Genomic DNA, 25,239 nt, shown 5'->3' on the forward strand with positions numbered 1-25,239 from the left:
GCATTACGTTAATTTTTTACCTAGATATAAGCAGTTACCCGCAAAATCGATAAGTATTTCTGTGAAATGTATAAACATTGCTTAGCTTACAATTCTAAACGCGATTAATTTGCCAGCTCCCAGTAATGCCCATCATATGCGCAAGCTGTAACTTATCTAACTATCTTTGTTGAACTGAACCTGTTGAAGTCGCTCTGAGTCCTGCAGTTTGAGGCCACTTGAAGAACTCATTACTTAACCTCTCTGTTGAAAATCACTAAATGGCTTGATCGGAAATGTGCTACTGATTTCATTTTTTGACTATAAAGTAACTGGTAGTCTTAGCGACCAATAACTGTTACCTTGCGTGAGCATTTTAATCTATTGAAGTCATTATGGAAGCGACACTGGAACAACAAAACGGCGCATTAAATGGGCCGATTATTTCGACATTTCTAAAATACTTGCTGCCTTCTATTGTTGGTATGCTGGCGATGAGCTCTGCCTCAATCATTGATGGGATTTTTATCGGAAACTATGTAGGTGTCTCAGCGCTTGCTGCTGTAAATCTGATCATTCCGATACTCTCGGTGCTATTTGGTGTTGGTTTAATGCTGTCCATTGGTGGATCGGTAAGAGCAGGGAAATACCTAGGGGAAAAAAATAGCCTTGCCGCTTCAGCAATATTTAGTAAAACACTTATTGCTGTAACCATTTATGCGTTTGTCATTATAGTCCTAGGCCTTCTGTTTGAATCTTCACTGTTTCGACTTCTTGGGGCGAGCGAGCCATTGTTTCCATTAATGAGCGACTATTATCGCGTTATCATGCCGTTTCTTCTGGCGCAATTGATGATGATAGTGCTGTATTTTTTTATTAAGTTAGATGGCTTTCCCTCGCTCGCGTCTGCCGCTCTGGTTATCGGTTTGGTACTTAATATAGCCCTAGATTACTTATTTATTGCGGTGTTTAATTGGGGATTAAGTGGCGCAGCGTGGGCGACAGGTATCTCTCAGTTATTTCCGTTGCTAACGTTAATGACTTACTTTTTCAGTCGCAAGCGGAAGCTTCACTTCTCGATGCAGCAGAAGAATTGGTCAGAAGTCTTTCAAGCGGCTTATAACGGTTTATCTGAGTTCATTAATGAAATCTCAGGGGGAATAATCGCGTTTATTTTTAACTGGATGCTTATATCCCGAGCTGGTGTTGACGGTGTTGCGGCAATTACAGTTCTAAATTATCTATTGATGATCGGTTTCATGGTCTATTTTTCTATCGCTGATACGGCGCAGGTGATGCTCAGTCAGAACTTTGGCGCAAGAAACGAACATAGGCTAAAGCAGTTTCTAGCGATCACATTTTTTATCACCAGTGTGGTGAGTTTAGTTACCATCTTGATTTTGCTGTTTTTCAATGAGTCCCTCATTTATATGTTCCTAGATAAAGAAGGTGCAGAAGTGACGGTGGAAATGGCGATAGAATTCGTTTATTACGTCTGGCCTATGTTTATTTTTGCGGGGGCCAATATGACCATTTCAGGTTATCTTACGGCGATTCATTTACCGTTCCAGTCAGGAGTGGTTTCTCTCTGTCGTAGCCTTATTTTTCCTGCTTCATTGCTAATAATTTTGTTTATGATGTTTGATGATAATCGTTTTGTTACCGCGTTAGCCATTGGTGAATGCCTGACGTTTTTGGTTGCTTCTGTTTTCTATATTCGTCATAAACCAGAAAGAGCAATCGCAAAGGATATTTTGATAAACGGAAATAAATTATCGTAAAACGATAAATATATGTTGTTATACGTGTGTTTTGATCTTAGAATCTCTTTGTCAATTCAATAAGGTGAAAGATTATGTCTAAGATTCAAAAGCAAAGTCGACGGGTACGTATACTGTTTCAAAGTCTTTTTGTGCTTACTCCTATTATGGTGTGCTATTTCTGGCTGTTCGTTCAAACACCATACGACTTTCTTAGTACATTAGGTATTATACAAATGAGCTATGAAATAGATTCGTTCACACAGCAACCTCTTTCTTTAACGACTCGACTCCTTGCGGTTACTGCAAGCTTGTCGCTGTGCAGCATTATTATGTATGCTTTGAATGTACTCATTGCTCTATTTCGAAATTATGAACGTAACGAGGTTTTCTCGGCTAGTAACGCCAACTATTATCAAAAGTTAGGTTATTGTTTGTTTTACTGGGTAGCGGCTTCAATAGCGTATGGGGCGGTAATGTCGGTTATTCTATCTTTTAATAATCCACCTGGTGAAAGGGTGTTATCAATTAGCTTTGTAGGGATGGACTTTTTGACACTTGTTTTCGGCTTCATAGTTTTGATCATTTCTTGGGTAATGAAAGAGGGTTACATTCTTGCCGATGAAAATAGTCATACGATTTAAGGGGTCACAATGACGATCTGTATTAACTTAGACATAATGATGGCGAAAAGAAAGATACGTTTAAAAACATTGGCACAAGAAGTTGGGATCACAGAAGCTAATTTATCAGTATTAAAGAATGGCAAAGCAAAAGCGGTTAGGTTATCTACTCTCGATAAATTATGTGAAGTACTAGAGTGCCAGCCCGGTGATATTCTCGAATTTAAAGCCAATGATAATGACAACACGGTTATAGTTAAATGACGTAAAGGTACTGGCATGAACATCACATTGACGCTAGCCCTTTAGATAAAGCAAAGGAATGCTCTTTATTTATATGGATTAATGGTAATCAAATGATAAGAAGTGATTTTTTAACAATAGGAAAGTTATCTGAACGCAGCGGAGTAGCCGCTTCAGCATTGCGGTTTTATGAGTCTAAAGGCTTAATTGCCTCCATACGAACCCATGGGAATCAGCGACGTTACCTGCCGTCTATGTTACGTCGAATAGCATTAATTCAAGTCGCTCAATCTGTTGGGTTTACTCTGGAGGAGATCACAGAAGAGCTCAGTGAGTTACCCATGAATCGATCTGCCAGCAAAAGTGATTGGGATAAAGTGGCTAAAAAATGGCAAAAAGATTTAGATAGCAAAATATCTCGAATTGAGTCGTTAAAAAACAATCTAACGGGCTGTATTGGTTGTGGTTGTTTAAGTATGGATAAATGCCAACTATTGAACCCTGATGATCAACTTCATAAAGAAGGGCAAGGCGCTCAGCGACTCACTTAAGTTCCTTACTGTTAGTAACACTTACTTCGCAACATTTACTTCGACATTAACCACAGTGTTAGCGACAAACAATACAGAGCTTTGTTAGCCAACAAACTTGATACAGCAAACCACTCTATTTTTCATCAATCCCTAAGTTTCTTCTCGACAGGCCCGCTCCGATATCGGCTAGCCACTCTCTAACTCTTCGCTTCGCAATTACGCCAGCTCTTTTAACCGATAATAATCACCCATAAATACAAAAGTGTGACGTTGATCATTTCGAAAGCTGAAATATATAGGCTTCTTTCGTACGGTATTGACCTTTCACTTATTAGTCGCGTTATTTCCTTTTTATTGGCCTCTCGCCGCTTATTTTTTACAAAAACAAGCTTAAAACCTTTCGTTGTTGATCAAATGAAAGGTTTTTACCTTTCATTTTGCACCATGTTGCACTGTGATCCCCATTGCATCTTTTGCTCTTTGCCGATGTTTAAATAGATACCGTAAGAAAACGAAAGGCTGGTTTCTTACAGTGAAATAAAACAAAAGATATTTGGGGGCAATATGACCAGCACTGAGCGAAGACAAAAGATTGTCGAGTTGATTCGCAAAAACGGAGAAGGAAAAGTCGATGATTTTTCTGCGCGTTTTGCTGTTTCTACCGTCACTATTCGCCACGATTTAAATCTGCTGGAGCAACAAGGCTGCGTTTATCGCTGTTATGGCGGCGCTACTATCAATCATAATTTCGCTTTTGATCAACCTCTTCATCGCAAAGGTCTACTCAATAAAAGCACCAAAGAGAAGATCGCAATTGTTGCCGCATCAATGATTCAAGATGGCGAGGCCATCATTTTAGACTCTGGATCAACCATTGGTTATATGACTGAGTATTTGGATCGAAAGAAAGATCTGGTGGTTATGACTAACGCGATTAATACCGCTTATCAACTTACCGCGTATGAAAATGTAGACCTGTTTGTTGTGGGCGGAAACCTGCGTCGCTCTTCATGTTCTCTTATTGGTAGCCATGGTGTTCAACAAGTTAAGGACTACCGTTTTGACAAGTTGTTTCTAGGTGTAGATGGGTTTGACTTAGATGCAGGGGTAACTACGCCAAACCAAAATGAAGCACAAGTTAACCGGGCGATGTGTGAAGTCTCTCGTCAGGTTATTGCGGTAACGGACTCTAGTAAATTTGGCCGCAAAAGTTTTTGCATGATTAAAGCTGCAAAAGAGATAGATGTATTAATTACCGATAGCGAGATCCCTGAACATTATCTGCAAACACTAACAGATATGGGTGTTGAGGTGATTCTCGCTGACCAAGTAACGCTTAAGGGAAACAAATGAAAACGTTATTAGATGTTGTTAGTCAACATAAAGAAGGCCGTTCTATAGGTATCTATTCGGTCTGCTCAGCGCATCCAGTCGTCTTGCAAGCTGCATTACAGCAAGCCAAGCAGGACAGTAGCTATGTGTTGATTGAAGCGACATCGAACCAAGTTAACCAGTTTGGCGGTTATACCGGCATGAAACCAGCTGATTTTGTGGCTTTTGTCTACCAGTTGGCTGAGCAAGTAGGGGTAGCAAAAGAGTTGGTGTTACTGGGTGGCGATCACCTTGGGCCAAACTGTTGGCAGAACCTTACGGCCGAAGAGGCGATGGCAAACTCTGAACAACTTATCAAAGACTACATTGCTGCTGGATTTAGAAAAATCCACCTTGACTGCTCTATGTCGTGTAGCGATGACCCTGTTCCGTTAACGGATGAGATTGTGGCTCAGCGCGCCGCCAGACTTTGTGACATAGCCGAGTGCAGTTGGAAAACAGCTGGTGGTGAAGCTCCGGTCTACATTATTGGCACAGAAGTTCCGGTTCCAGGTGGGGCACAAGAATCGTTAGAGGACGAACTTGCAATTACAACACCAGAGGCGGCTAAACATACTATTGATGTTCACCGTGCTGCGTTTGAAGAGTTTGGCTTGCAACAGACGTGGCCTCGAGTCATCGGTTTAGTGGTACAGCCAGGTGTCGAGTTTGATCATCACAATGTTATTCATTATCAACCAGAAAAAGCAGTGGCGCTTTCTAAGTTGATTGACGCTTATCCAACAATGGTATTTGAAGCGCACTCTACGGACTATCAGCTCGACAGTTCATACCAAGCACTAGTGCGTGACCATTTCGCTATTTTAAAAGTGGGCCCTGCACTTACTTTTGCACTTCGTGAGGCGCTGTTTGCCCTAGACAAAATAGAGCAAGAGTGGATTGGCAGTGCCGATGCATCCCATTTACGAACCACGCTAGATCAAGTGATGCGTGAGACCCCTGACTATTGGCATTCATACTACAAGCAAGTAGGGCATCAACAATATTTGGATTGTGCATACAGCTTAAGTGATCGCATTCGATATTACTGGCCGCAAGCGGATGTACAAAAAGCGTACAACAAGCTGGTTGCCAACTTAGCCGCTAACCCTACACCAATTACGTTATTGAGTCAGTACATGCCTAATCAGGCAAAAGCAGTGGCAGCGGGAGAGATAGAAAACAACCCAGTTAATTTAATAATCAATAAGGTAATGGAAGTTACCAGCGTTTATGCACAGGCCTGCAACCAAGCAGCGAATGAGCATCAGGAGTACACGTTATGAGCAGTTATTTAGACCATGCCGAATCATGGTTGCTAGAAAAAAGAGCAATACACACGGCTAAGGAGATCGAGCAGCAACCTAGGTTGTGGCGCGAGTTAGCCGAGATAATAACGGAGAATAGAGAGTCGATAGATGCATTTTTGCAGCCACTATTTGCTAAACAGAATCTTCGTATCATTTTAACGGGAGCGGGCACCTCTGCATTTGCAGGTGATGCCATTGCACCGTATTTACAAAAATTTAATCAGTTTAGCGTTGATGCTATTGCCAGTACCGACATTGTTTCAAATCCAGCGCAATATTTGGATGCATCGCGTCCTACTCTGGTTGTTTCCTTTGCTCGTTCTGGCAACAGCCCTGAAAGTGTTGCTGCGGTAAAACTGGCGGATCAGGTTATTGATGATTGTTATCACCTGTTCTTGACCTGTAACCCAGATGGTCAGTTATCTAATCACGCAGACAATAGTTCAAACTCGCTGTGCGTGTTGATGCCAGAAGGATCAAATGATCAAAGTTTTGCAATGACCTCTAGTTTCACCTGCATGACCATGTCTGCGATTGCACTGCTTTCTCCTCACACTAATGAGGAACTGCAACAAAAAGTAGCAACCATCGCCGAGCTATGTCAGTCGCGTATTTCACAGTGGACTTCGATTACCGCTGAGTTGGCAAAGAAGAACTATCAACGGTTAGTGGTTCTGGGCAGCGGTGGATTTGCAGGACTCGCCCGAGAAGCATCCCTTAAATCACTTGAGCTGAGCGCGGGTAAAGTGATGGCGTCTTTTGAATCCTCGCTAGGTTTCCGTCACGGTCCAAAATTCACCATTAATGAGCAAACATTAGTTATTCAACTTTTATCGTCGGATCCATACACACGACAGTACGACATGGATCTGTACAACGAAATCAGTAAAGACGGTCAAGTGCTTAGTTTAGTTGCCCTTACCGAACAAGACTTTGACGGCGACGCCACCATAGAAATTGGTCGCACTGGCCTAGATGAGGTTTGGTTAAATTTCCCATTCATTATTTTTGCCCAGATGCTGGCGTTCGAAAAGTCCATACAGCTTGGACTTGGTCCGGATAACCCATGCCCAACAGGCGAAGTAAACCGTGTGGTTCAAGGGGTCATTATTCACCCTTACAAGCCACAGTAGAATCCAATTTATAAGGAATAGAACAATGCCAAATATTGTATTGAGTCGAATTGATGAACGCCTAGTGCACGGGCAAGTTGGCGTGCAGTGGGTAGGGTTTGCTGGTGCCAATATCGTTGTCGTCGTTAACGACGAAGTGGCGAATGATGAAATTCAACAAAACTTAATGGAAATGGTATTGGTTGAAGGTATCGCTATCCGTTTTTGGAGCGTACAAAAAACCATAGACACCATACATAAAGCGGCGGATCGTCAAAAGATCTTACTGGTTTGCCGTACACCTAAAGACTTCAGAATGTTGGTAGAAGGCGGAGTGCCTATTAGCAACATTAATGTCGGCAACATGCATTATGCAGACGGCAAAAACCAAATTGCCAAGACAGTATCTGTAGATGCTAACGACATTGAAGAATTCAACAAATTAAAAGCGCTTGGGGTGGCTTGTACTGTACAAGGCGTTCCCACAGAAAGTGCTACTGACATCTTTACTCTACTTTAATCTTAAGGAGCAAAATTATGGAGATAGGATTACTTCAGGCAGCGATGCTTGGCATCCTTGCTTTCTTTGCGGGGCTGGATTTATTTAATGGTCTAACCCACTTTCACCGTCCAGTTGTACTTGGACCTTTGGTCGGCCTGATACTGGGTGATCTTAATACCGGTATCTTGGTTGGTGGTACGTTAGAACTGATCTGGATGGGTCTAGCACCACTTGCTGGAGCTCAGCCACCAAACGTTATTATCGGCACGATCGTAGGGACGACATTTGCGATCACCACTAAAGTAGAGCCGAATGTTGCGGTAGGTGTCGCCGTACCGTTTGCGGTCGCTGTACAAATGGGTATCACCTTACTCTTCTCTGCCATGTCTGCTGTGATGTCACGTTGTGATGACTACGCCGCCAATGCTGACGGTGATGGTATTGAGCGAGTGAACTATTTTGCTTTGGCTGTTTTGGGAACCTTCTACTTTTTGTGTGCTTTTCTTCCAATCTATCTTGGAGCAGAACATGCAGGGGCGATTGTTGAGAAATTACCAAAAGACCTTATTGACGGCCTAGGGGTTGCGGGTGGAATCATGCCAGCAATTGGTTTCGCAGTATTGATGAAAATCATGATGAAGAATGTATATATCCCATATTTCATTCTTGGATTTGTAGCAGCAGCTTGGTTACAACTTCCTATTCTAGCAATTGCGGCAGCGGTTACCGCGATGGCAATTATCGATTTTATGCGCAAATCAGAACCTACTCCAGCAGCGGCACAAGCAGAGGACTTTAACGATGGAATCTAATGTAAGTAATGAAATAGAACTACGCCAAACCAACGCAAATGTTCAACCTGCTCCTGGCGTAAGTGATGACGAATATGAAAACAAGGAAGTCGGTACAGAACTGACTAAATCTGATATCAACAAAATGGCTTGGCGCTCGTTGCTACTGCAAGCATCGTTTAACTATGAACGTATGCAGGCTTCAGGTTGGTTGTACGGTATTTTGCCAGCACTGAAAAAGATTCACCCAAATCAGGCTGACCTTGCTAAATCAATGAAAGGTCATATGGGCTTCTTTAACACACACCCATTCTTGGTCACATTTGTTATGGGCATCGTGTTGGCAATGGAACGTTCTAAACAGAACATCAACAGTATCCAAAGTACTAAAATCGCCGTTGGTGCGCCAATGGGTGGTATCGGTGATGCGATGTTCTGGCTAACTCTGCTGCCTATTTGTGGCGGTATTGGCGCAGACCTTGCCTTGCAAGGCTCCATTATGGGCGCAGTGTTCTTTATGGTTCTGTTTAACGTTGTTCACTTTGGTTTACGTTTTGGTCTTGCACACTACGCATACAAAATGGGTGTAGCAGCAATACCAATGATCAAAGCCAACACCAAGAAAGTGGGTCATGCCGCTTCTATGGTCGGTATGACAGTCATCGGTGCCTTGGTTGCAACCTATGTAAGGCTGGCAACCACCGCAGAAATCACGGCTGGTGACGCTGTGGTGAAATTGCAAGCAGACGTCATTGACAAGCTTATGCCAGCATTTTTACCACTGATATACACCTTAGCGATGTACGCCTTAGTGAAACGTGGCTGGAGTCCTCTACGTCTCATCACTATCACTATGGTTCTAGGTGTTGCAGGCCGCTTTATGGGCATTCTTTAATCGAGACTATCGGGGCTGGTTTATATCAGCCCCAACTAAGGAAATAAAATGATCGCAGTAATTCTTTCAGGCCACGGTGGGTTTGCCTCAGGTTTGGCCAAAGCCATTGCACAGATTGTAGGTGAACAACCGCAGTTTCGTGCTATCGATTTTCCGGTAGAGATGACAACACCTCAGCTAGAACAAGCGATGAAAGAGGCCATGTCAGAAATTGATTCCGCTGAAGGTATTGTTTTTCTAACTGACTTACTAGGTGGAACACCGTTTAGAACAGCTTCTCTATTGAGCCAACAGCGAGACGATATTGAGGTAATTACTGGTACTAATTTGCAGATGGTAGCAGAGATGCTACTGGAACGTGACGAGCTAAATCTGGTTGAATTTAGAGATCAGGCGTTAGAAGCGGGTCATCGTGGAATGACATCTCTTGCAGAGCAGATGAGTAACAAACAACAACAGGAAATTGAGGCTGATGGCATCTGATATTCGTTATTATCGAGCCGCCAGAATCTTACAAGAGAGAGAGTGGCGAGATAACGCCATTATTGGCATTGATTCACTAGGCGCTATTGCCTCAATAGATGATGCCAAAGGATTTGCTAACCATTATACAGACTTAGGTGATTGCTCATTGATGCCGGGTTTGATCGACTCCCATGTACACGGAGCGATGGGATGCGATGTCATGGACGCGACTCATAGCAGTTTGGATACAATGTCGCAGTTTTTTGCTCAACAAGGTGTTACCGGCTTTGTGGCAACAACCGTGACGGCCCCTGTAGAAAAGATCAAACGAGCATTAATACAGATAGGCAAAAGTAAAGCTAAGGGTTTATCGGGGGCAGAACTGCTCGGTGGATTTTTGGAAGGACCGTATTTTACTGCAACACATAAAGGTGCTCATCCGGAACAACTATTTAGAGAGTTGGACAATGACGAACTCGATAAGTGGATAGGGTACTCAGATAGCAGTTTGATCGCGATTGCATTGGCACCAGAAAAAAACAACGCGCTAAAAGCGATTAAGCACTTAAAGCGCCAAGGTATCAAGGTGATGCTTGCTCATACAGATGCCAGTTATCAACAAGTGACGGACGCTCTGGATAACGGTGCGGATGGAATAGTTCATTGCTACAACGGCATGAGAGGCCTTCACCACAGAGATCCGGGCGTAGTTGGAGCAGGGTTATGTCACGATAACTGTTATGTGGAGATGATTGCTGACGGTCATCATGTTCACCCTGCGGCTATTGATGTTGCTCATCGTTGTTGCGGAGATAGGCTGACGTTAATTACAGACGCAATGCAGGCTGCGGGCATGCCTGACGGCCAGTATCAGTTGGGTGAGTACAACGTTACGATGTCACAAGGTGTGGTGAGAACGGACTCTGGTAGCCTTGCGGGCAGCAGCTTATTACTTATCGATAGCGTTAAAAACATAGCCGAATGGCTAAAAATACCTTTTGAAGAGGCGTGGTTATTGGCTTCATTAACCCCGGCTCGTTCTCTCAATCTGCACCATCAGTATGGCACCTTGTCGGTTGGCAAAATGGCCTCAATGGTCGCGGTTTCAGATTCTTATCAAATTTTACACACTTGGGTTAATGGCAAAAATGTATTTTCCAATAACTCGCACATTGCTTCGGAGGCAATATGTATCTGATTTCTTCTCGTGAAATGCTTAAACGAGCGCAAGCTGGCGGTTATGCTGTTCCTGCTTTTAATATTCATAACCTTGAAACTGTGCAAGTCATTGTTGAAACGGCATCGGAAATGGGATCTCCGGTGATATTAGCGGGTACGCCGGGAACCTATAGTTATGCTGGCACCGATTACTTAGTGAGCATCTGTAAAGAAGCCGCACACAAACACTCAATGCCATTGGTTTTACACCTTGATCATCACGAAGAGTTTGCTGACATAAAGAGCAAAGTAGACCAAGGCATTCGCTCAGTTATGATTGACGGTTCTCACTTTGCGTTTGATGAAAACATCAAAACAGTGAGGGAAGTAGTGCAATACTGTAACCGTTTTGACGCTAGCGTAGAGGCTGAGTTAGGACGCCTCGGTGGTCAGGAAGACGATCTGATCGTGGATAGCGCTGATGCGCTGATGACAGACCCTTCATCCGCTGCTGAATTTATTCGCTCTACGGGTATCGACTCGTTAGCTGTGGCGATTGGTACCGCTCATGGCATGTATAAAGCAGAACCAAAGCTGGACTTTGATCGCTTAGCTCAAATCCGAAACGTTGTTGATATTCCACTTGTGCTTCATGGCGCATCAGGGGTGCCAGACCAAGCGGTAAGACGCTGCATAGAGCTAGGCATCTGTAAAGTTAATGTGGCTACCGAGCTGAAAATAGCCTTCTCTAACGCCGTTAAACAGCACTTTGCCGAACATCCAGACGCCAACGATCCACGTAAGTACATCGTACCGGGTAAAGAAGCGATGAAAAAAGTGGTTATGGATAAAATCCGCGTGTGCGGCAGTGAAGGAAAAATATAAATAACATTTATTCACCTTCCCCCTATATAGTGGTGAATAAGAGAGGAAAGGAGACTTTCCTCTCGCTTCGTTTTATACCTCTTCTCTTTTTACTCATCTCTATCTTATTCCCTTACAAACATAACGAGCGTTACGGTTTTGATTGCATGGTTTTGGGCTACTTTTCTGTCTCAAAATTTAGACTATCCACAGGCTGATTTTGGCACTAGTGGTCGAGTTTGATCATGCTTGTGTATAAAACGGTCAACTATAGGTTTTTATGAATCAATAATCCCTAAGCATAAATTGTGAGATAAAACACCTACTTTTTACTGCGATATTTATCATTAAAAAACCTGAGTTAGCGTGAGCGCTTTTGCCAACAGGCTATCAAAAATTTCAACCCCAATTCCTCTATTTTTTATGTTTAATTTTCTTTATTTTGCTAATGGGATCTTAAGCACTAAGATCGATTTGATCTTACCCTTGCCTCTACTTTTATTGATCCAAATCAATACTTTTAAGTAGTGCTTCTCGTTAAATACGTCCACAATATATAGTGTTAGTCAGTTCGGTTTGTACCCTATATGGTGTATTTGTGGGTAATCTGTGGATATATCTAGGGTAAGGAGAAGTAGTGAAAGTAGTCGTAATTAAACGAGATGGTTCTCGGGCCCCATTTACAAGGGATCGCATAGTTGCAGCAGTGGAGAGCGCCTCGACTCACATAGATAATGAAGTGACCATTTATGCTAATAAAGTCGCTGAAGCCGTTGAGTTAAAACTTCTAGATCGCAATGAAGTTGATATTCAAGAAATCCAGACATTAGTTGAGAACGAAATGATGCAAGGCCCATATAAGGGTATGGCTCGTTCTTACATTGAATACCGACACGATCGTGACATTTCTCGTGAGAAGAAAAGTGCGTTAAGTAAAGAAATTCAAGGTCTGATTGAGCAAAGCAACGCAGATTTACTCAACGAGAACGCCAATAAAGATGGCAAAGTGATTCCTACTCAACGTGACTTGCTTGCGGGTATTGTGGCTAAACATTATGCAAAAACACACATTTTGCCACGAGATATCGTACAAGCGCACGACAATGGTGACATTCATTACCATGATCTAGACTACGCACCATTCTTTCCAATGTTTAACTGCATGCTGATTGATCTACGCGGCATGCTCACGCACGGTTTTAAAATGGGTAATGCTGAGATAGACACTCCAAAATCTATCTCTACTGCCACAGCGGTCACCGCACAGATTATTGCTCAAGTTGCCTCGCATATTTATGGCGGAACGACCATCAATGCCATTGATGAGATATTAGAGCCGTACGTAATTGCAAGCTATGAAAAACACTTAAAAATCGCGCAGGAGTGGGATATTCCTAATCCGAAAGAGTTTGCTACCTCGCGCACGGAAAAAGAGTGTTATGACGCATTCCAATCGCTTGAGTACGAAGTTAACACACTACATACTGCCAACGGCCAAACCCCGTTTGTTACATTTGGTTTTGGGCTAGGCACTAGCTGGGCGTCGAAACTGATTCAAGCTTCTATCCTCAAAAATAGAATTGCAGGCTTGGGTAAAAAAGGCAAAACAGCCGTATTCCCGAAACTTGTGTTTGCTATTAAAGATGGCTTAAACCACCAGCCAAGCGATCCGAACTACGATATTAAACGCTTAGCATTAGAGTGTGCATCGAAACGTATGTACCCAGACATTCTTAACTACGACAAAGTAGTTGAAGTTACGGGTTCGTTTAAAACGCCAATGGGCTGCCGTAGTTTCCTTAACCCTTATGAGGAAGAAGGTAAACTGGTACACGACGGCCGTAATAACCTTGGTGTGGTTAGCCTTAACTTGCCGCGCATTGCTATCAAAGCCAAAGGCGACGAGAAGGCATTTTATGCACTGCTGGATGAGAAACTAACGCTAGCAAGAAAAGCATTAGAAACTCGCATAAGCCGACTAGAAACGGTAAAAGCACGAGTGGCTCCTATTCTTTATATGGAAGGCGCATGTGGTGTTCGTCTAAATCCGGATGACTCTATTGCTGAGATTTTCAAGAATGGTCGTGCGTCTATCTCTCTTGGTTATATCGGTGTTCATGAAACAATTAACGCTTTATATGGTAATAGTGAGCACGTTTACGATAACCCTCAACTGTCTGAGAAAGCGTTAGATATTATTCGTCACCTTAAGCAAAAAGTGGATGAGTGGAAAGAAGAGACAGGCTATGCCTTTAGTCTTTACGGTACGCCAAGTGAGAACTTGTGCAGCCGCTTCTGCCGTGTTGATGCCAAAGAGTTTGGTGTTATCGAAGGCGTAACGGACAAAGGTTATTACACCAACAGTTTCCACTTGGATGTAGAAAAATCCGTGAACCCATACGACAAAATTGATTTTGAGATGCCATATCCACAGATCTCAACAGGCGGTTTTATCTGTTATGGAGAGTTCCCTAACATGCAGCGCAATATTGAAGCGTTAGAAAATGTCTGGGATTACAGCTATAGCCGGGTACCTTATTACGGCACCAATACACCAATTGATGAATGCTACGAATGCGGTTACGAAGGTGAGTTTGAATGCACAAGCCGTGGATTCACCTGTCCTAAATGTGGCAACCATGACGCAACAAAAGTATCGGTAACTCGTCGTGTATGTGGCTACTTAGGCAGCCCAGACGCAAGACCCTTTAACTTTGGTAAGCAAGAAGAAGTTAAACGTCGCGTTAAGCATATGTAACTGTAATGAACTATCAAAAATATCATCAAGTAGATGTTGTGAACGGAGAGGGTACTCGCTGTACTCTCTTTGTTTCAGGCTGCGAACATAACTGCCGTGGCTGCTACAACAAATCGACTCAAAATCCTAATTCTGGTCATCTGTTTACTCAAGAGCTTGAAGATCAGATCATCGCTGATTTGCAAGACACACGTATCAAACGTCGTGGATTGTCATTATCTGGTGGTGATCCGCTCTATCCGAGTAATCTTGACGCTATCTACCAATTGGTAACGCGAGTAAAGACAGAATGCCCAGATAAAGATATCTGGCTATGGACAGGCTATGTCATCGACGAACTGACGGATAAGCAGAAGTCTATTGTAGAACTGGTTGATGTGTTAATTGATGGTAAGTTCGAGCAAGATAACTACGACCCTGCGCTCTTATGGCGAGGCAGTTCTAACCAGATAATTCATCGGTTTAAGTTGGATTAAGCTTTACTTTCTTGTAGAAGTTTCGCTGCTTCAAATTAATGATTGAAATTGAAACGTTGACTTTTTAAGTTGGCGTTTTTTTTTGTAAAAGAGCTAAATCATGAGTTTTCAGTATATCAACCACTAAACCATAGTGTATGGCTAACTGACTGATCTATCATAAGATTATGGTTAGATCTGGATCAATTTAATTTTCGATATGTATAATAAAATTCTCTATGTTGCATATGAGCTATAAATGTAATTTATGTATTCTTGGCGGATTTATATTTAAATTTTGGCGTGGTAGTAGTTAATTATATAAGTTCTTCAATAAAATAAAATTCATTTAGGTTCAATTTTATACTTAAATATTACCTAACCATTTATAAAAGGAATAATAAAATTGAGATATTCAGCCATAATATTAAGTTTAGTTATTGTCGGTTGTTCTAGTACAGAATCGCAAAAAATAGAAGATACGACTCCTAGCGCTCTGCTATCTAAGGCTATTTTTTCTATTCAAAATAATAAATCACGAATAGCTATGGAGAAGTATCTTAATCCATTGATAAAGCATTGTAATAGTGAAGTTAAATCTGAAACTGAAAAAGTGTATAGTGCAAGAAGTAAAAAAGAGGAAGATTTCTATAAAAGCAAGACAGATACCAACGGAAGAACGATCAGGGTAATTGATGGGACTTGTGCTGATGCTCATTTTTTTGCGGGATATGTAAATGTCGAATTAAATAATGTTGATGCTGCTGAATATTATCTGATAAATGGCCTAAATATATCGCCTCAAAACTCTAGAATATTAAGCGAGTTAGGCAATATTTATCAAAATAAAAAATTATGGGATAAAACGCTAACAACTTATAAAAAAGCTCAGGTTTCAGCTAAATTATACTCACCAACTAATAGAGCGAATATGGAGTATTCTCGTGCACTAAGAGGAATAGGATTTGTACTGATTGAGCAAGGAAAATTAGATGATGCATCAACCAAATATCATGAAGCACTAGAGATAAACTCTAAAGATAAAATAGCATTGGCTGAGCTGCGTTATATAGAAAAATTAAAATTAAACAAATGATTTGATAGTAGGTTGTAAGTTCGAGGACAGGCACTTATGCAGGTACTTTAAGGGTGTAAATGGTGTCTGTCCCTTTTAGTGTAGTGATTAACCAAGGTGTTAATTTATATGAACTAACTCATTTAATGATAATTAGTATTAACAAAATATAAATATGGAGATTATAGTGTTTAAAAATAAAACTATCTTTTTATTAGTGTCGGTTGTATTGACTGGGTGTGCGAGCAACTCCGTTTCTTGGGACTCTCTTGAAGAGAATAACGCGGGTTCAAATTACTGTTCTACTGCGTTCACCAAGCCAGAGAAGATTGAGTCTTGTTCTGTTGAGTATACAGTTTATTCAAAAGCAAAGCGTGAATGTCAAAAAGATTCAAACCCAGGTTATTGTGTATTAATGGCTGAGTATAGCTGGGATACTTTCAAAGACATGGTTTTAAATGTCGAGCCAACCCAAGAGCATGCAAAAATGTTCCCTATCATGTGCGGTCACAAAGACAAAGCAGTCCAGCCATGTTCGAAACTCTAAGGTAGCTGAAATTAATAGCGAAATTAGAAATTAAAAAATTAATAAGACAGGCACAATAAACAAGTTTATTGTGCCTGTCCTGTTAGTTCGAGTATATACAGGAAGTAGTAAGCGACCAGATGAAATTGTTGTAACATACCAGATTGGTAATAGGGATCCGATATCTAAGTCGATAGAGAATGTGAGGATGTAAAGTGGATAACAACAAAATAAAAAATCCGCAAGAAATATATCAGGAAATAGGACGTCTGATTTGGTCTATCTTTCCAGAAAATGCTCTGGAGGCGTACTTTTATTGTCAAGTATATCGTTTATCTAGAGATTATAAGTATAACTGGTTGGATCATGATGGAAATATATCGAGGTATGATTTTGAACAACATCCAACTAGTGTTCTTCAGTTAATTTCAGCTCAGTTAAAAGAACTACAGCAGCATAGTGTTTTTGACCAAGAACGCTGGACGCATTGCAAAGTAACGCTAACTGATGAGGGACAGTTTCATATTAAGTTTGCGTATATTGAAGAAGAAGATAGCTGGAGTGGTCTGTACATGAGGGGTGTTAGCTCATTAACTAAAGAAGAAGCTGAAACATCTTCAGTTCCTGATAAGACTAACGGGGACAGCCATCTTAATAAACAATCAGTTAAGTTGATCTAAACGACGCCTTGTTATTTCCATAGAAAATCCAATCACAGCGTCAGTTGATCACCTCTATACAATAAATCCGCATAAAATTGTTGTTTTTCAATATGTTTCAACTAAATTATAGCAAAAATATATTAACCTACTTATAACTGAGCAGGTGAGAACTGGCTGGCTTGAACTTTTTTAAGATGCATGTCCTCGTTGTGCTTCTGGAACGACTCATCCGTCTGGTGTTGAATATACAGAGCAAGGTTTTCCAGACTTCTCGCCTTACGCAAAAGCAAAAGTTGAAATTAAAGGCTTAACTGGTAACTATGCTAAAGATGCAGCTATAGCAAATAAAGCTGTAGGCTTAAAAAGCACTCCCGATGGTTTTGTGTAGCATCACGTTGAAGACACGAAAACAATGCAGTTAAAACCTAAAGATATACATAATAATGCTAGACGTACAGGTGGAGCTGCCATTCTGAGGAATAAATAGGATCAGTGCATATACTATGAAAATAAAACTATCAAAACCATTAGCTATTTCAAGTCATGATATTGATGACTTTATTCAGGAAACAGGGGTAGACCTCCCAGAAGAGTTTGCTAAGTTTTTGCTTGAGTATAATGGTGCAAGACCCGAAACGAATATCTTCTCGATAACAGAGCTGAATGAATCAGGGGTAGATAAATTTATCCCTTTATCTTTGATGATTGAAGAAAGTGCTAGGCTTGAAAATATTGGAGCAAGTACTTTCCCAATTGCTTGGGCAGAAGGTGGGAACTATGTAGTGATAAACTTTGATAAAGAAGCGTCAGTTTACTTTTGGGATCATGAAGAACCCAGTCAAGAGTTCTTATTGGCGAAAGGGATTTACAAGTTCTTAGAAAAATTAGAAGCATTTGATCCTGAAAGCGTCGTCTTGAAAGATGGCCAGATAGAATCAGCATGGATAGACCCAGATTTCTTAAAAAGTCTTGAGTAGTAATCGTAAATTCATCTAACGCCACTCATCCGAGTGGCGTCCCACCCCCTAGAATCACCGAGCAACGGGGACAGGTATCTTATAAGAAGCTAACAGGGACAGTCATCTTAATACTGATACAGAAGCTAACTGTAGTGGTACATTGAATTTGGCCACCTGATTAGAGGTGTTATGATTCAGTTCATAGAAGAATTAGATCACAAAAAATAATCGATTCTTTAGTGTTTTCTAGTTGTTGAGATATGTGTTCTAGTTATTTAACAGTCTAATTTATATTATGTTTTCACTTTAAATTTAATGTTGAAATGAATCATGGTTATCGCTCGTAAAAGTGGATTTGTAGTAATATGTGCAGCTCTGTTGTTAACTGGATGTGTAAGTGATGTATGTAAAAAGCATGGTTTGACTTCCTACAAATGTACTCGATTAGAAGACTCTATCGCATACATCAAGGAGCATGAAGAGGAATTGGTTGAACTGACCAAGACATATAATAGTACTGGACTAGGATTCCCGTTATCGGAGTCAGATATAATCGGTTATAAACAAACGTTCTGTAAAAAATATCAAGATAAAAAGTTTGAACTTAAATCAGCAGAACAGGTGGCATTTAAGTTGGGCCCATACATGCAACATAGATTTTGCTACTACCTCAGTTCTATTGAAAAACCTATTATGATTGCGGCTCCAAAAGAGATGACGGACGAGGGTGGTAGAGTTTTTTACTATCTGATTGATCAAAACAGAGTTGTAGATTTTGATGTACACAACGTGGTTTATTCCAAGAATGGCTTTAAATACGGTAATTATTAGCATTTATACTTCAATGGAACATTTGATATTGAAGGTAAATAATAGTGATTAATAATGCATTGTCGAAAGAACAAGTTGCGGAAATATGCGCTCATTTAGAAGAGACTGCAAGCATGATAGGTGCACCTCTTTATAAGACTAAAGAGTCAATGGTAAATCTAGAGGGAATCCTTCTTAGTTTAAAAGAAATGACGGATGAAGAAGCACTCAATGGTGCAGAGTTTATGGCGGGAATTTATCTTGGAGAAGTACTATGTAAGTTCACGGGAGGTGAGTGGTTTTACTTTGATGCATCTGAGCAATTTACAGTTAAAATCAATGACCAATCATTTTTCCCCATTGAGCGAGTAAAGAGTTTTACTTCCAATCCGAATGATGAAGGTTTAGATTTTTACGTTCATGCTATTTTAGCGAAGCACAAGAAAGCGTAAATGTTACAAAAAGCCACTCACCCGAGTGGCGTCCCTCTTCCCAGAACCACCCAATCCACCCACAGAACCCTCTCTGATCTAACGAGGACAGCCATCTTAATACTAACTTTTTTAAGATGCATGTCCTCGTTGTGCTCTCCCTTGTTATTTCCATAGAAACGCCAATCACAGTATCTGCTGAGCACGTCTATACAATGAATTCGCATAAAATTGTTGTTTTTCAATATGTTTCAACTAAATGATAGCAAAAATATATTAACCTACTTATAACTGAGCAGATGAGAACGGGCTGGTTTGAATCTTTTTTAAGATGCATGTCCTCGTTGTGCCTACTCGTTGTGCCTACCATTAACTGGCGAAAAACAATCTAATGGAAAAAGGGATTATCAGTTAGGACACCCTGAAGACGATCCATGGGTGAAACAACAGGATACCTGGAAGGAGAAAGCAGAAAATAATGAAGATTTTACGAGGAAAGATGTATTGGATAAATATCAGGAAAGAGTAGAAGTTGAATGTGTAAATTGTAATGCTAGTGATGGTGCTAGAATAGGCCAAGAGAGAAAGAAACAGAAAAAAATCGAGAGTAATGAGAATGACTGATATAGCAGCTAATTTGATAAAAGGGCTGGGTAAAGTTCCTGAGAGAGCAGAAAGGTTTTATCTAGAATCCTTCGCAGTTGATGTTCTTATTTTTGAAGATAGGCCCTTTAAAGGTGCAAATTCACTGGTTACAGTTGGAGTTAGCAAACTTGATGATAGACAGGCTGAGCTAGTGGTTGTTTATGACCCAGAATCTCTCAATAAAGATACTGACCTTAGCGGTTTTACTATGACTTATCTTCAGCATTACTTTTTAAACTCGAAAGCCACGTATGGAGACTTGTTTATTAGAAGCCAATCTGTCTTGAATGGTTACGATTTTTCTGGAGTTTACATTACGTCTCCCTCATATTTCCCTGATGATGCATTGCTTGAAACTGATGGATTGAAGTTTCTTTGGTTAGTTTTATTACATGAAAAGGAGGTCGAGTATGCCTGTGATAAGGGTGTGTTAAAGCTAGAGGAATTACTGGAAGACATGGATCCTGATTTAAGTGATTTCCGTAGACCGTCAATGATCTAAAACGCAAGAAAGATAGGCTACTTATATGAGTTATTGGGGCATAGAGCCAGATAAAAATGATTTTGCATTCGATGGGGTAGGAGCCTATATACATTGTATCAGAATCCAACAGGGACATGCATCTTATGAAAAGGAACAACGGGGACAGCCATCTTAATAAACAGCATTAGCTGAGCACCTCTATACAATAAATTCGCATAAAATTGTTGTTTTTCAATATTTTTCAACTAAATGATAGAACAAGTATATTAACCTACTTATAGCTGAGCAGATGAGAACTGGTTGGTTTGATTCTTTTTTAAGATGCATGTCCTCGTTATGAGCTTTACCAAAATCTAATACAGCAGAGGTTGAACATAATGTGTCGTTAGGTAGCGACCAAGTTTTACTAGAAGGCAAAGGTCAAAGGGCAGCAAGGCCAGCAGTGGGCACATGATAATGCAATAGGTGGGGGCAATCAGGTCAGGTCGTTATAAATGGTGATATAAAAAGAGATGGTGAAGGGAAATGAATGTAAATAAACAGAACGAAAAGATTGTAGATGATATCTTAATGGCCTTTAATGAAGCAGGTTTTGAACGTGAAAGTCTGAGGCTTAAATGCTTTTGGCAAGAACTAAATTCAGGTGAATTAGGAAACAAAATTGAGGCAGCCCAAAGTATAATAGGATATTGCCATCCCAAAGCTTGGGGCGATCTATCGGTAGCAGGAAATGCAATTCCTATAAGTCTATTCAGGAATGGGATAGAGCTTTGGCAAAGCTGACAAGAATAACCAAGAATCAGTTAAAGCAGCACAAAAGAAATCTACAGGTCTAGCCCATCTTTATTATCGAGAACGTTCTACTTTTTTGTGTAAGCTTAAGCAAGCGCCACTCACCCGAGTGGCGTCCCTATTCCCAGAACCACCCAATCCGCCCACAGAACAATCTTGAATCTAACAAATCTAACAGTAAATCTAACAGGGACATGCATCTTATGAAAAGGACTAACGGGGACAGGCATCTTATAAGAGTTGCATCTTATAAGAGTTCGGTTATCAGTTAAGTTGATCTAAACGACACCTTGTTATTTCCAAAGAAACTCCAATCACAGCATTAGCTGAGCACCTCTATACAATAAATTCGCATAAAATTGTTGTTTTTCAATATGTTTCAACCTTTATTAAAACGTTTAAATATCAACCAAAAGGAGTGGCTAAAGGCGTGTACTCAACTAGAGAAGCAAAGAGCGCTCTGTATAGGCATGAAAGAGAGCATTCAGTGTAATTTATCAAGGCTACATCGACGACGAATGTGCGGTTATCAGTTAAATTAATCTAAACGACACCTTATTACTCTCATAGAAACTCCGGTCACAGCATTTGCTGAGCACCTCTATACAATAAATTCGCATAAAATTGTTGTTTTTCAATATGTTTCAACTAAATGATAGAAAAAGTATATTAACCTACTTATAACTGAGTAGATGAGAACGGGCTGGTTTGAATCTTTTTTAAGATGCATGTCCTCGTTATGAGCTTATGAGCTCGCAGATGATATTCGCATGTTAAGACAAGTGGGAGTGCCAAATGAGCGCATTTCAGAGTTACTGAAAATGAACAAGGATAAATATGAGTTTAGAAAACAAACAAAAGGTTGAGGACTTTGTGGCAGCTGTAAGGCATTCTAGTGATAGTGGGATGAGAATATTTGATGAGTGGATACATAGCGATCCGAAATTGTTAAAACAGTCAGACCCTGAATTTTATGATTGCTTAAAGTCATTATCAGAAAGTGAAATTGATAAAATTAAAATTATAGCTCCTATGCTTATAAGGAGTTCCTTTTACTCTCTTTTTGAGATGTTAGAGTTAGGCAAGCTAGAAGATACTTTTGAATTGTCTATGATTGTTGGTGAAACAGGTAATAAAAAAGTTTCACTTATTAATGATGGAGTTGATTTAGAACTTAGGAATAAAATAGATTTTTAGTTGGAGCTAGCCACTCATCCGAGTGGCGTCCCTCTTCCCAGAACCACTCAATCCACCCAGAGAACCCTCTCTCGCCACCAAAAACAGAAAATCCTAACGGTATCAGCCACGCAGACCTAACAGCAGATCTAACAGGGACATGCATCCCATGAAAAAACTAATATAAGTATTATGCAGAGTTTTCAATCTTTAATAGCTAATTGAATTTATTAAGATAATCATGAAGAAAGGCACCTAGAAAAGGTGCCTATCTTTTATCCGTTACTCTTCATCCTGATGCTTAAACTGGTTCAACAACGTCAGTAGAAAAACACGTATTTCGTTATCAATTGGGGTGTTCTCGCAGTTTGCGTTAAGGATAAAGTCTTCGACTTGAAGGTAGAAATCAGGTTGGTTTTGATGGGTCATGGTGACTTCCTAGTGATGAATTATGTTTAACACCACACAAAGGTTCCAATCTTAGGGTGGTGAACTGAACAAGGTTGGAACTACCGCCACACTAGGAAAACGGCGCGCCGAAGCGCCCCTGTCCAGCTCACCATAATTAAGTGTCTGCCTGAATACTAGACAAACTCACTTTCTTCAGGTGTGCTGAAGCCGCACATTAAAAGGCCAGCATAAAAAGCTGGCGACAATGCGCCCAGTGTTAGTCATTGCGGTGTTCCAATCCCGGCACTGGATTTTGCCAGTGCCGGGTAAGCATATGTTTTATCGGGTTTCTATGTCAATAACTGGCTGGTGGTTTGCGATAGGTTTGGTGTTTTTTATTAAATATCTCTTAACCACTCGGTCAGTGACCAACAAAACGGTCGCATGAATGAACGTGCAGCGAATTATGGATGCGCTTTGCTTATAGCCATTTAGGAACTGATGTTGCCTGAACCATCGCTAGATGAGTGGGAATGGATAATATTTTTGAGTAAGGGATTGAAATCGGCCTCTTGAGAGGGCAGATCAGGAGAGTGACATCAAACGCTCAGAGAGCAAAAAAGGGAAATCTATGTCTGAAAACAGTTTCGACGCATCGGAAGTTATCGGCAACAAAGATAATAAACGGCTCTCCATTCTGCTGGAGCTTTTACAATTTGTCCGTCCGTATAAATTAAAAATAGCGGCAGCCCTTATCGCACTGGTTTTTACCGCATCGGTGATGCTTTCTGTCGGGCAGGGGGTAAGAGTATTAATCGATGATGGATTTGCCCAGCAATCTTTAGAGCAGCTTAAAAATGCGGTGCTATTTATCTTTATTGTTACCGTACTGATTGCTGGTGGTACCTTTGCCCGCTTTTATCTGGTGTCGTGGCTAGGTGAAAGGGTGAGTGCAGATATCCGTAAAGCGGTGTTTAATCATGTAATTACCCTTCACCCTAGCTATTTCGAAACCAGCGGCAGCGGTGACATTATGTCGCGGCTGACAACAGACACCACGCTACTTCAAAGTATTATCGGCTCTTCTTTTTCTATGGCGATGCGAAGTGTGTTGATGTTTATTGGCGCATTGGTGATGCTGTTTGCTACCAATATCAAGCTGACCTTGATCGTGCTGGCCTCAGTTCCTTTTATCTTGTTGCCTATTCTAATTTATGGCCGAAGGGTAAGAGCTTTGTCGAGAAAGAGTCAGGACTCGATGTCTGATGTCGGCAGTTATGCCGGAGAAGCGATAGAGCATATTAAAACGGTTCAAAGCTACGTCAGGGAGTCACAGGAGAAGGCCTCTTTTGCTCGTGAAGTGGAGTCTGCCTTTCAGGTGGGCAGAAATCGCATCCAACAAAGGGCAACTTTGATTGCAGGTGTCATCATTATTGTGTTCGGAGCCATAACTGGCATGCTTTGGGTTGGTGGCAGTGATGTTATTTCTGGACAGATGAGTGGTGGTGACCTTGGCGCATTCGTGTTTTATTCCATACTGGTCGCTTCTTCTTTGGCAACGATTTCTGAAGTGCTGGGAGAGTTACAGCGTGCAGCGGGGGCAACCGAGCGCTTAATTGAGGTGCTTCAGGTTGAGAGCCATATTGTTCCGCCGGTAGAGAGTGCCGCCGATGCTTCTGCTCTGAGTGCGGAACTCAGTTTTAATCAGGTTAACTTCTGCTATCCATCTCGTCCTGCACAGCCTGCGCTTGCCAGTCTTTCCCTCAACGCTGAACAAGGTAAAGTCCTCGCGCTGGTCGGCCCTTCAGGGGCAGGAAAAACAACGCTGTTTGAGTTGTTGCAACGATTTTATGATCCTCAATCGGGTTCTATTGAGTTTGGTGGCACGGATATTCGTCAGTTGGAGCCAACGGAACTACGCCGGCAGATGGCGCTGGTTCCCCAACAACCGGCACTGTTTAGCAGTGATGTTTTGCACAATATCCGCTATGGCAACCCTGATGCAACGGATGAAGAGGTTGTTGCAGCAGCCAAAAAAGCTATGGCGCACGATTTTATTATGCAGTTGCCTGAAGGGTACAGCAGCTTTCTTGGTGAGCGTGGGGTTAGGTTATCCGGTGGTCAGAAACAACGTATCGCCATCGCTAGAGCGATCTTGAAAGATCCTCATATTCTTCTGCTGGATGAAGCCACCAGTGCCTTGGATAGTGAGAGCGAACACCATGTACAAAAAGCGCTTGAACAACTGATGAAAGGTCGCACCACCCTCATCATCGCTCATAGATTGTCGACCATTCAACATGCTGACAAGATAGCCGTGCTGGATCAAGGACAACTGGTGGCAACGGGTAATCATCAAACATTGATGGAGGAGTGCCAACTCTATCAACGATTGGTAGAGCTTCAGTTTAAACATATGCAGAACTAATGCTCAAAGAAATGTATAAGCTTAGAATAAACATCCGTCTTC

Annotated in this window: 27 protein-coding genes; 26 read left to right on the plus strand and 1 reads right to left on the minus strand. The window is 41.2% G+C overall.

The genetic code is table 11. The features are described 5' to 3' along the window. Positions 1 to 374: 374 nt before the first annotated feature. From F0227_RS12590 to F0227_RS12710, 25 genes are all read left to right on the plus strand, one after another. A complete protein-coding gene (locus tag F0227_RS12590) occupies positions 375 to 1,760 on the plus strand; it encodes an MATE family efflux transporter (RefSeq protein ID WP_171753559.1) in 1,386 nt (461 codons plus the stop codon). Positions 1,761 to 1,834: 74 nt separating this feature from the next. Beyond that, entirely contained in the window at positions 1,835 to 2,383 is a 549-nt protein-coding gene (locus tag F0227_RS12595) for a DUF2975 domain-containing protein (RefSeq protein WP_171753560.1), read from the plus strand. Between the two features lie 9 nt (positions 2,384 to 2,392). Further along, entirely contained in the window at positions 2,393 to 2,626 is a 234-nt protein-coding gene (locus F0227_RS12600) for a helix-turn-helix transcriptional regulator (protein ID WP_171753561.1), read from the plus strand. Positions 2,627 to 2,718: 92 nt separating this feature from the next. Then, positions 2,719 to 3,156: a redox-sensitive transcriptional activator SoxR gene (soxR, locus tag F0227_RS12605; RefSeq protein WP_171753562.1), complete on the plus strand. Its 438-nt coding sequence runs from the start codon at positions 2,719 to 2,721 to the stop codon at positions 3,154 to 3,156. Between the two features lie 546 nt (positions 3,157 to 3,702). Then, on the plus strand, positions 3,703 to 4,491 hold the full coding sequence (gene agaR / locus F0227_RS12610; protein ID WP_171753563.1) for a transcriptional repressor AgaR: 789 nt from the start codon (positions 3,703 to 3,705) through the stop codon (positions 4,489 to 4,491). After that, positions 4,488 to 5,795 (plus strand): D-tagatose-bisphosphate aldolase, class II, non-catalytic subunit, encoded by a 1,308-nt coding sequence (locus tag F0227_RS12615; RefSeq protein WP_171753564.1) that lies wholly within the window; start codon positions 4,488 to 4,490, stop codon positions 5,793 to 5,795. Before agaR ends, F0227_RS12615 begins: the two co-directional genes overlap by 4 nt. Beyond that, complete coding sequence (locus F0227_RS12620; protein ID WP_171753565.1) at positions 5,792 to 6,952, plus strand: SIS domain-containing protein; 1,161 nt, start codon at positions 5,792 to 5,794, stop codon at positions 6,950 to 6,952. The genes F0227_RS12615 and F0227_RS12620 overlap by 4 nt, the downstream gene beginning before the upstream one ends. A 25-nt stretch (positions 6,953 to 6,977) precedes the next feature. Further along, on the plus strand, positions 6,978 to 7,451 hold the full coding sequence (agaV, locus tag F0227_RS12625; RefSeq protein ID WP_171753566.1) for a PTS N-acetylgalactosamine transporter subunit IIB: 474 nt from the start codon (positions 6,978 to 6,980) through the stop codon (positions 7,449 to 7,451). A 17-nt stretch (positions 7,452 to 7,468) separates the two neighbouring features. Then, positions 7,469 to 8,245, plus strand: a complete 777-nt coding sequence (agaW, locus tag F0227_RS12630; protein WP_171753567.1) for a PTS N-acetylgalactosamine transporter subunit IIC — start codon at positions 7,469 to 7,471, stop codon at positions 8,243 to 8,245. After that, on the plus strand, positions 8,235 to 9,119 hold the full coding sequence (agaE, locus tag F0227_RS12635) for a PTS N-acetylgalactosamine transporter subunit IID (protein ID WP_171753568.1): 885 nt from the start codon (positions 8,235 to 8,237) through the stop codon (positions 9,117 to 9,119). Before agaW ends, agaE begins: the two co-directional genes overlap by 11 nt. 48 nt (positions 9,120 to 9,167) lie before the next feature. Then, positions 9,168 to 9,602 carry a PTS galactosamine/N-acetylgalactosamine transporter subunit IIA gene (gene agaF, locus F0227_RS12640; RefSeq protein ID WP_171753569.1) on the plus strand — a complete coding sequence of 145 codons (435 nt, stop codon included), beginning with the start codon at positions 9,168 to 9,170 and terminating at the stop codon, positions 9,600 to 9,602. Further along, positions 9,592 to 10,782: an N-acetylglucosamine-6-phosphate deacetylase gene (gene nagA / locus F0227_RS12645; protein ID WP_171753570.1), complete on the plus strand. Its 1,191-nt coding sequence runs from the start codon at positions 9,592 to 9,594 to the stop codon at positions 10,780 to 10,782. Before agaF ends, nagA begins: the two co-directional genes overlap by 11 nt. Then, positions 10,773 to 11,627, plus strand: a complete 855-nt coding sequence (locus tag F0227_RS12650) for a tagatose bisphosphate family class II aldolase (RefSeq protein ID WP_171753571.1) — start codon at positions 10,773 to 10,775, stop codon at positions 11,625 to 11,627. Before nagA ends, F0227_RS12650 begins: the two co-directional genes overlap by 10 nt. Positions 11,628 to 12,243: 616 nt before the next feature. After that, positions 12,244 to 14,364 (plus strand): anaerobic ribonucleoside-triphosphate reductase, encoded by a 2,121-nt coding sequence (gene nrdD, locus F0227_RS12655; RefSeq protein ID WP_171753572.1) that lies wholly within the window; start codon positions 12,244 to 12,246, stop codon positions 14,362 to 14,364. A 5-nt stretch (positions 14,365 to 14,369) separates the two neighbouring features. Then, positions 14,370 to 14,840, plus strand: coding sequence for an anaerobic ribonucleoside-triphosphate reductase-activating protein (gene nrdG / locus F0227_RS12660; RefSeq protein WP_171753573.1), 471 nt, complete (start codon positions 14,370 to 14,372; stop codon positions 14,838 to 14,840). Positions 14,841 to 15,225: 385 nt separating this feature from the next. After that, positions 15,226 to 15,915: a tetratricopeptide repeat protein gene (locus F0227_RS12665; RefSeq protein WP_171753574.1), complete on the plus strand. Its 690-nt coding sequence runs from the start codon at positions 15,226 to 15,228 to the stop codon at positions 15,913 to 15,915. Between the two features lie 166 nt (positions 15,916 to 16,081). After that, positions 16,082 to 16,441, plus strand: a complete 360-nt coding sequence (locus F0227_RS12670) for a hypothetical protein (RefSeq protein ID WP_171753575.1) — start codon at positions 16,082 to 16,084, stop codon at positions 16,439 to 16,441. 194 nt (positions 16,442 to 16,635) lie between these two features. Beyond that, positions 16,636 to 17,100, plus strand: a complete 465-nt coding sequence (locus F0227_RS12675) for an immunity protein YezG family protein (protein ID WP_171753576.1) — start codon at positions 16,636 to 16,638, stop codon at positions 17,098 to 17,100. 485 nt (positions 17,101 to 17,585) lie between these two features. Then, positions 17,586 to 18,059, plus strand: coding sequence for an SMI1/KNR4 family protein (locus F0227_RS12680; protein ID WP_171753577.1), 474 nt, complete (start codon positions 17,586 to 17,588; stop codon positions 18,057 to 18,059). A 312-nt stretch (positions 18,060 to 18,371) separates the two neighbouring features. Continuing rightward, positions 18,372 to 18,872, plus strand: coding sequence for a hypothetical protein (locus F0227_RS12685; RefSeq protein WP_171753578.1), 501 nt, complete (start codon positions 18,372 to 18,374; stop codon positions 18,870 to 18,872). A gap of 44 nt (positions 18,873 to 18,916) precedes the next feature. Next, positions 18,917 to 19,303: a hypothetical protein gene (locus F0227_RS12690; protein ID WP_171753579.1), complete on the plus strand. Its 387-nt coding sequence runs from the start codon at positions 18,917 to 18,919 to the stop codon at positions 19,301 to 19,303. 336 nt (positions 19,304 to 19,639) lie between these two features. Next, a complete protein-coding gene (locus F0227_RS12695; RefSeq protein ID WP_171753580.1) occupies positions 19,640 to 19,906 on the plus strand; it encodes a hypothetical protein in 267 nt (88 codons plus the stop codon). Next, positions 19,899 to 20,429 (plus strand): suppressor of fused domain protein, encoded by a 531-nt coding sequence (locus F0227_RS12700; RefSeq protein ID WP_171753581.1) that lies wholly within the window; start codon positions 19,899 to 19,901, stop codon positions 20,427 to 20,429. The genes F0227_RS12695 and F0227_RS12700 overlap by 8 nt, the downstream gene beginning before the upstream one ends. A gap of 507 nt (positions 20,430 to 20,936) precedes the next feature. Next, positions 20,937 to 21,194: a hypothetical protein gene (locus tag F0227_RS12705; RefSeq protein WP_171753582.1), complete on the plus strand. Its 258-nt coding sequence runs from the start codon at positions 20,937 to 20,939 to the stop codon at positions 21,192 to 21,194. A gap of 846 nt (positions 21,195 to 22,040) precedes the next feature. Further along, the gene (locus F0227_RS12710; protein ID WP_171753583.1) at positions 22,041 to 22,400 is read left to right on the plus strand and encodes a hypothetical protein; all 360 of its coding nucleotides are present in this window, start codon (positions 22,041 to 22,043) and stop codon (positions 22,398 to 22,400) included. 261 nt (positions 22,401 to 22,661) lie between these two features. On the opposite strand, the gene F0227_RS12715 is transcribed toward F0227_RS12710, so the two are convergent. After that, on the minus strand, positions 22,662 to 22,808 hold the full coding sequence (locus tag F0227_RS12715) for a hypothetical protein (RefSeq protein ID WP_171753584.1): 147 nt from the start codon (positions 22,806 to 22,808) through the stop codon (positions 22,662 to 22,664). A gap of 592 nt (positions 22,809 to 23,400) precedes the next feature. On the opposite strand from F0227_RS12715, the gene F0227_RS12720 reads away from it, so the two are divergent. Then, the gene (locus F0227_RS12720) at positions 23,401 to 25,197 is read left to right on the plus strand and encodes an ABC transporter transmembrane domain-containing protein (RefSeq protein WP_171753585.1); all 1,797 of its coding nucleotides are present in this window, start codon (positions 23,401 to 23,403) and stop codon (positions 25,195 to 25,197) included. Positions 25,198 to 25,239: the final 42 nt, after the last annotated feature.

The sequence above is a fragment of the Vibrio sp. 99-8-1 genome (assembly GCF_013114595.1).
In the GTDB taxonomy this organism is placed as follows: Bacteria; Pseudomonadota; Gammaproteobacteria; order Enterobacterales; family Vibrionaceae; genus Vibrio.

Coding starts and splice junctions, on each gene's coding strand:
- agaV (WP_171753566.1), top strand. CDS start 6,978: ATGCCAAATATTGTATTGAGTCGAATTGATGAACGCCTAGTGCACGGG.
- F0227_RS12680 (WP_171753577.1), top strand. CDS start 17,586: ATGAAAATAAAACTATCAAAACCATTAGCTATTTCAAGTCATGATATT.
- F0227_RS12650 (WP_171753571.1), top strand. CDS start 10,773: ATGTATCTGATTTCTTCTCGTGAAATGCTTAAACGAGCGCAAGCTGGC.
- F0227_RS12715 (WP_171753584.1), bottom strand. CDS start 22,808: ATGACCCATCAAAACCAACCTGATTTCTACCTTCAAGTCGAAGACTTT.
- F0227_RS12620 (WP_171753565.1), top strand. CDS start 5,792: ATGAGCAGTTATTTAGACCATGCCGAATCATGGTTGCTAGAAAAAAGA.
- F0227_RS12600 (WP_171753561.1), top strand. CDS start 2,393: ATGACGATCTGTATTAACTTAGACATAATGATGGCGAAAAGAAAGATA.
- soxR (WP_171753562.1), top strand. CDS start 2,719: ATGATAAGAAGTGATTTTTTAACAATAGGAAAGTTATCTGAACGCAGC.
- F0227_RS12705 (WP_171753582.1), top strand. CDS start 20,937: ATGAATGTAAATAAACAGAACGAAAAGATTGTAGATGATATCTTAATG.
- F0227_RS12720 (WP_171753585.1), top strand. CDS start 23,401: ATGTCTGAAAACAGTTTCGACGCATCGGAAGTTATCGGCAACAAAGAT.
- F0227_RS12700 (WP_171753581.1), top strand. CDS start 19,899: ATGACTGATATAGCAGCTAATTTGATAAAAGGGCTGGGTAAAGTTCCT.
- F0227_RS12685 (WP_171753578.1), top strand. CDS start 18,372: ATGGTTATCGCTCGTAAAAGTGGATTTGTAGTAATATGTGCAGCTCTG.
- F0227_RS12595 (WP_171753560.1), top strand. CDS start 1,835: ATGTCTAAGATTCAAAAGCAAAGTCGACGGGTACGTATACTGTTTCAA.
- nagA (WP_171753570.1), top strand. CDS start 9,592: ATGGCATCTGATATTCGTTATTATCGAGCCGCCAGAATCTTACAAGAG.
- agaR (WP_171753563.1), top strand. CDS start 3,703: ATGACCAGCACTGAGCGAAGACAAAAGATTGTCGAGTTGATTCGCAAA.
- agaW (WP_171753567.1), top strand. CDS start 7,469: ATGGAGATAGGATTACTTCAGGCAGCGATGCTTGGCATCCTTGCTTTC.
- agaF (WP_171753569.1), top strand. CDS start 9,168: ATGATCGCAGTAATTCTTTCAGGCCACGGTGGGTTTGCCTCAGGTTTG.
- agaE (WP_171753568.1), top strand. CDS start 8,235: ATGGAATCTAATGTAAGTAATGAAATAGAACTACGCCAAACCAACGCA.
- F0227_RS12615 (WP_171753564.1), top strand. CDS start 4,488: ATGAAAACGTTATTAGATGTTGTTAGTCAACATAAAGAAGGCCGTTCT.
- F0227_RS12590 (WP_171753559.1), top strand. CDS start 375: ATGGAAGCGACACTGGAACAACAAAACGGCGCATTAAATGGGCCGATT.
- nrdG (WP_171753573.1), top strand. CDS start 14,370: ATGAACTATCAAAAATATCATCAAGTAGATGTTGTGAACGGAGAGGGT.
- F0227_RS12710 (WP_171753583.1), top strand. CDS start 22,041: ATGAGTTTAGAAAACAAACAAAAGGTTGAGGACTTTGTGGCAGCTGTA.